Raw genomic sequence first — 5,554 nt, forward strand, 5'->3', positions numbered from 1 at the left:
TGGCCAGTTCATCAACAAAATCGCTGATTTTGCTGCTGTCTTCCTCCTGGGTGTTAAACAGCGGTGCCCAGAAACGCGGACCAAAAATACTGCCGGCGTTCAGCGCCAGCTGGGTCTTCAGCGCGTCACGGCGCAGGTTAACGATCTGCGCCGACAGGTTTATCGCCCCGCTTTTGATCGCGGCAGCCTGTTTCACCTGATCGTCCATCTTCGCTTTCTGGGCTTCCAGCTTGCTGCGCTTGCTGGTGACCTCGGCGGTCTCCTTTACGCCGCTGTCGGCGGTGGGGGCCGGGCCAAGCACCGCCAGCTGCGCCTCCAGCTGCGCGCGCTGCGGAACGATGCCCTGCATCAGGGTATCCGCCGCGCCGGAGAGCTCCAGCGACATATCGTTGAGGATATTCAGCCGCCCGTCGTTGGTTTCGCCGGAGACCTGCTGTTTGATTTTATCCAGCACCTTCTGCATTTTTGGCAGCTCGGCGGCGGCGTTGACCACCTTTGGCGCGCCGTCGCTGCTGGCCTGAGAGGTGTCGCTGTCGGCCGCGTTGGCCCACTGCGGTGACAGCACCAGCAGCATCAGCAGAAAGACGCGAAGAAACGTTGAGAGGCGGGACATGAAAAGGTTCCTGATACCTGTAGAGAGGCGCCGGCCGGCACCACCAGTTTAATCCGATCAGTTTAGGCGTTTGCCCTGGCCGATACACTAAGAATAAGCAGAGAATGCGGGCAGACGGCATGCGCCTGCCGCGCAGGGTGAACAGAACGGCGGGACACCCCGCCGCGCACGTCACTCAACGGCGCTGTCGTCGACCACGCCGTTGTGGGCCACCTGCCCCGCCTTCTGCTTTTTATAGCTCAGCGCAGCGGCCGGGACCGCGGAAACCTTGCCGGTTTCGATCCACTTACGCAGGCGGTTGGCATCGGCAAAGTGGGTATATTTGCCAAAGGCATCCAGCACCACCAGCGCCACCGGCCGCTGGTTAATCACCGTGCGCATCACCAGGCAGTGGCCGGCTTCATTGGTGAAGCCGGTTTTGGTCAGCTGAATATTCCAGTCCGGGCGGTATACCAGGTGGTTAGTGTTGCGGAACGGCAGCGTATAGTTCGGGTGGCTGAAGCTGGCCATCTCTTCGCGGGTGGTGCTGAGCTGGCCAATCAGCGGATAGCGCTTGGTGGCGATCAGCAGCTTAGTCAGATCGCGCGCGGTGGAGACGTTCTGAATTGACAGGCCGGTCGGCTCAACGTAACGGGTGTTGCTCATGCCCAGCGCGCGCGCTTTGGCGTTCATCGCGCGGATAAAGGCGTCATAGCCGCCGGGATAGTGGTGTGCCAGGCTGGCGGCGGCGCGGTTCTCCGACGACATCAGCGCCAGCAGCATCATATTTTTGCGACTGATTTCGCTGTTCAGCCGCACGCGGGAGTAAATGCCGCGCATCTCCGGGGTGTGGCTGATATCCACCTTCAGCATCTCATCCATCGGCTGCTGCGCGTCCAGCGCCACCATCACGGTCATGACCTTGGTGATCGAGGCGATCGAGCGCACGCGATCGGGATGGTTGGCGTAGATAACGTTGCCGTTATTCAGGTCAACGATCATCGCGCTGCCGGAGGCAATTTCCGGCTGAGCGGCCGTTTTTAACTCAACCGGCGCGGTACGGGCCATGGCAGAGGGCAGCATCCCCTGGGCTGAAAACAACATGGCGAGGCTTAACAGAGATAAACGAATTTTTGCAGGCATCGGTTAGGGACTTAACGGCTGGTTGTTCAGGTGTGGGGTACACACGCCGCCACGCATCATAAAAACCGGGTTTGATGGGGCTGGCGCAGGAATAATACGCCGCAACCCCAGACTTTTCCTACGAATTATTCGTTTCCGGGCGTAACCAACTGCCGCCGGCCGGGCCGGCGGCACAGCGGTCAGAACAGCTGATAACCGTAGCCCCACATGATGACGGTCAGCGCCAGCAACACCTCCAGCACCAGCACGCCGATCGCCAGCGTTGAACCGGACAGGCGCAGGCTCTCTTCCCGGTCAATACTGAGAAACTGCGGGATGCCGACGTACAGCAGATAACCGGTATAAGCCAGCGCCAGCGTACCGACCAGCGCACACAGCCACACCAGCGGGTAGAGCGCCACCAGACCGCTGAGGAACAGCGGCGTCGCCACGTAGCCGGCAAAGACCATACAGTGGCGCAGCGAGGGCCGCTGCGGATAGTCACGCGCCATCCACCAGATCACCCGGCCCATCACCGCCACCCCGGCCAGCATCAGCGCATAGAACAGCACCGCCAGGCCCAGCGCGCTGGAAAAGGATAACAGAATATTGTCACCGGCCCCGACGTTCCAGCCAATCTGGGTGGTGCCAATAAAGGCACAGATCACCGGAATCAGCGCCATTAACAGCACGTGATGGGTAAAGTGGTGTGACAGCGTTTCATTTTCCTGCTTAATGTCACGCATCTCACGATTCGGATGCGCAAGAAGTCCCCATACATGGTTCATATCTTCACTCCTCTGAACAACGAACCGCCAGCGGTCTGTTTTTCGGGCGGCATCAGGGTAAGTATAAGCAGGCCGCCACGCTTTATTGTGCGGCAACGCATAAATATCAGTAAGCGGTTCAGTAACAATAAGAAATAATCTCCCGCAGAGGGTATTGCCCGGACGCGCGAATTAACGCCTAAACTGAGTCGTTTGAAAATCCATGGGAGTCTCATTGTGCCGATCGATGTTAATACGCTTATTTCACAGTACGGCTACTGGGCGCTGTTTATCGGCTGCCTGGCCGAAGGCGAAACCTTTACCCTGCTGGGCGGCGTAGCCGCTCATGAAGGCCTGCTAAGCTACGGCTGGGTGGTGCTCACCGCGATGTGCGGGGGCGTGCTGGGCGACACGGCGCTGTTCTTTATCGGCCGCTACTATGGTGAATCCCTGCTGCAACGCCTGACGCGGCATCAGCAACATATTGATCGGGCCAACCGGCTGATCCACCAGCGGCCGGTGCTGTTTGTTGTCGGCGTACGCTTTATGTACGGCCTGCGCCTCGTTGGCCCGCTGATCATCGGTGCCAGCCGCCTTGCGCCGCGCCGTTTTCTGCTGCTCAACCTGTGCGGTGCCGCACTGTGGGCCTTTCTCTTTGTCTCGCTGGGCTTTTTCGCCGGTAGCGTGATTGCCCCCTGGCTCCACCAGCTCGAGCATCATCTTAAACATCTGGTCTGGCTATTGTTGGTCGTCGGGCTGGTTTGGGGTGCCCGGCGGTGGCTGAAGCATCGGCATGCCAGGCAGCAGCGTTAATGACCTCAGGTGATAATTAACGCCAAAAAGTGACAATAACCACAAGATTTACTTATTTAAAAATGTAAAAAATAATTTCACACAGCGTTAAAAATGGTCTATGACACGCGGACCATCCTTTAACACCACCTCATCACTCATCGTTGAATTTAAAGCAAATTTGTTTATTTAAGCCAAATTAATGTGACATTAATCACATTTTTACATAAAAATACCGTTTTAAAAATTAGTTTTTTTACTATTTTCACACTTGAGCAACACGAAACCCGAACAAAAAAACATCAGAATTACGACAAAAAAAGGGTAGAAAAACTTATCAATACCGCCAAAATTAGGATTAATCTTAATTAGGCATCAATTGTCGACTAAACGTTAAGCCTTTCTTAATTGAAAAAAGCCATGAATTTCATTTAATTACTCCTTAAGCCCCTCCCTCCTCCACCACAACCACCGATAAGTGAGACTAATCTCAAATCAACATCGGTGATTGTTTCCATATGGCAGCTAATGATAGGAATCAACTATCAAAACACCCTTGCAATCACATTTAAACCAATTTCAATTGCCTGAATTAAATGACTAAGCTCAAATTTACCTATAAATGGCACTTTCAGTGGGCTTCGTGTCTGCGGGCGCATGGAAAACCACTATCCATCAGGTCAACTAACTCTTTGGGCACGGGAAAGAACAGAAGTATGAATGTAAAACCTGATAATGAGCAGTTTGTCCTTGAACCCATCTATACGCAGACGGGAAACCTGTTTGCCTTTGAGCTTTTGACTCACGTCGATCTCGCCCGTGGTAATGATGCCCTGAGCGACGGGCACGGTACTCCTTTGTTCCCCGCTTCGGCCCGCCAGCGCATTGCCCTGTTTGAAGAGCAGCTGGAGACCGTTGACCGACTGACCCGTGGCAGCCTGCTGCCGCCGCTGATCTCCGTCAACGTTGACGCCGATATCGCCGAACACGTGTTAAGCAGCAGTGACGTCACCCGCCGCACCGCCACCCTCGGCAGGCTGCGTTTTGAAATCAGCGAAGAGTATTCCCATCTCAACACCCCGGGTGGCGAGAAAATGCTGCAGCGGCTGTCACGCCACTGCCCGCTGTGGCTGGATCATTTCGGCGCGGGCAACTCCAGCCTGGTGACGGTGATCAACGGCAACTTTGAATACGTCAAGATCAATAAGAACTTCTTCTGGCGCTACGGCGAGAGCCATACCTTCGGCAATATCATTGAACATGTGATCCCCTACTGTAAGGGGGTGATTGTCGATGGCGTTGAAAATAATCAGTTTAAAGAGATTTTATTACCCTTCGATATTTCTGGTGTTCAGGGGTTTGTCTGGGAGCCCGGTAATATCCCGGTATTAGCAGCAAGCTGACTATGGAAAGTCAGCTTTATAAAAAGCAGATGTAATTATAACTAACCGGAATAATAATCCGGACCTTTTTTTTATGCCCCTTAACTGGGGCGGCACTGTCTTGTCTGTTTACTAAAAGAGTAACCGATCAGACCAGTTTAACGAATTCAGCAAAGGGAGTTGTCGGGCTGTGGTTTTTCATCGCCCTTTAAAAGTTAAGTTTCATATAAAAATTAACAGTTTGAACGGTTAATAAAAACAAGGCATGACGTCTTTTCATCACGTAATCAAATAAGTAAACGATTTGCCTCGGGGCCTTCTCCGCTGCCAAATGCTCAATCCTCATGGGAGTGAAAGTTTATGAATAACATAGCTGTAACCGGAAAGGAGAGCGGCGCGACCAACACCATCAATGGTGAAACGGTCACGCTGAACTCTCCCAGCGTTGTAAAGCTTAACCTGGAGCGAGCCGATATCGCGGCCACTACCCGCTCCGGGAATGATTTGATCGTAACGCTACATTCAGGCGAAAAAGTCGTACTGCAGAACTTCTTTGTTGCTGATGCCCAAGGCAATATCAGCGACTTAGTGATCGAGGATGGCCAGGGCGCACTCTGGTGGGTTGAAGATCCCGCGACCGGCTTCCGCTTCACATCAATCGCCGGCATCGAAGGCCTGCTGGGTGGCGAAGCATCCAGCAACTATGCTGCCGGTCTGTCGTTCCTCGGTGCCGGCCTGCTGGGCGGCGGCGCCATGGCTCTGGGTATTGGCCGGGGTGGTGACGACGACAATAACAACGAAAGCGATTCTGATTCCGACTCGGACTCCGACAGCGATTCCGATGCGGACGCTGATGCCGATGCGGACGCCGATGCGGACGCCGATGCCGATGCCGATGC

6 protein-coding genes are annotated in these 5,554 nt (G+C 54.4%); 3 read left to right on the forward strand and 3 right to left on the reverse strand.

Annotated elements, in window-relative coordinates; all coding sequences use genetic code 11:
- From NV64_RS12545 to NV64_RS12555, 3 genes are all read right to left on the reverse strand, one after another.
- Positions 1 to 613 (reverse strand): DUF3772 domain-containing protein (locus NV64_RS12545; protein WP_146005487.1); only part of this gene is annotated, 613 nt, incomplete at its 3' end.
- A 171-nt stretch (positions 614 to 784) separates the two neighbouring features.
- Positions 785 to 1,735 (reverse strand): D-alanyl-D-alanine endopeptidase, encoded by a 951-nt coding sequence (gene pbpG / locus NV64_RS12550; protein WP_056237067.1) that lies wholly within the window; start codon positions 1,733 to 1,735, stop codon positions 785 to 787.
- A gap of 179 nt (positions 1,736 to 1,914) precedes the next feature.
- Positions 1,915 to 2,502, reverse strand: coding sequence for a Yip1 family protein (locus NV64_RS12555; RefSeq protein ID WP_056237069.1), 588 nt, complete (start codon positions 2,500 to 2,502; stop codon positions 1,915 to 1,917).
- 216 nt (positions 2,503 to 2,718) lie between these two features.
- Here NV64_RS12555 and NV64_RS12560 point away from each other — a divergent pair, with 216 nt between their 5' ends.
- The 3 genes from NV64_RS12560 to NV64_RS23180 form a co-directional block, all read left to right on the forward strand.
- Complete coding sequence (locus tag NV64_RS12560) at positions 2,719 to 3,294, forward strand: DedA family protein (RefSeq protein ID WP_101506043.1); 576 nt, start codon at positions 2,719 to 2,721, stop codon at positions 3,292 to 3,294.
- A gap of 695 nt (positions 3,295 to 3,989) precedes the next feature.
- Positions 3,990 to 4,676 (forward strand): EAL domain-containing protein, encoded by a 687-nt coding sequence (locus NV64_RS12565; protein ID WP_158239894.1) that lies wholly within the window; start codon positions 3,990 to 3,992, stop codon positions 4,674 to 4,676.
- Between the two features lie 339 nt (positions 4,677 to 5,015).
- On the forward strand, positions 5,016 to 5,554 hold a 539-nt coding region (locus NV64_RS23180), incomplete at its 3' end, for a BapA prefix-like domain-containing protein (protein WP_146005485.1).

It is taken from the genome of Erwinia sp. B116, from assembly GCF_002865965.1.
Classification (GTDB): domain Bacteria; phylum Pseudomonadota; class Gammaproteobacteria; order Enterobacterales; family Enterobacteriaceae; genus Erwinia.

Bases quoted from the DNA above. Each gene is read 5' to 3' on its own strand.
- pbpG (WP_056237067.1), bottom strand. From the start codon at position 1,735: ATGCCTGCAAAAATTCGTTTATCTCTGTTAAGCCTCGCCATGTTGTTT.
- NV64_RS12555 (WP_056237069.1), bottom strand. From the start codon at position 2,502: ATGAACCATGTATGGGGACTTCTTGCGCATCCGAATCGTGAGATGCGT.
- NV64_RS12565 (WP_158239894.1), top strand. From the start codon at position 3,990: ATGAATGTAAAACCTGATAATGAGCAGTTTGTCCTTGAACCCATCTAT.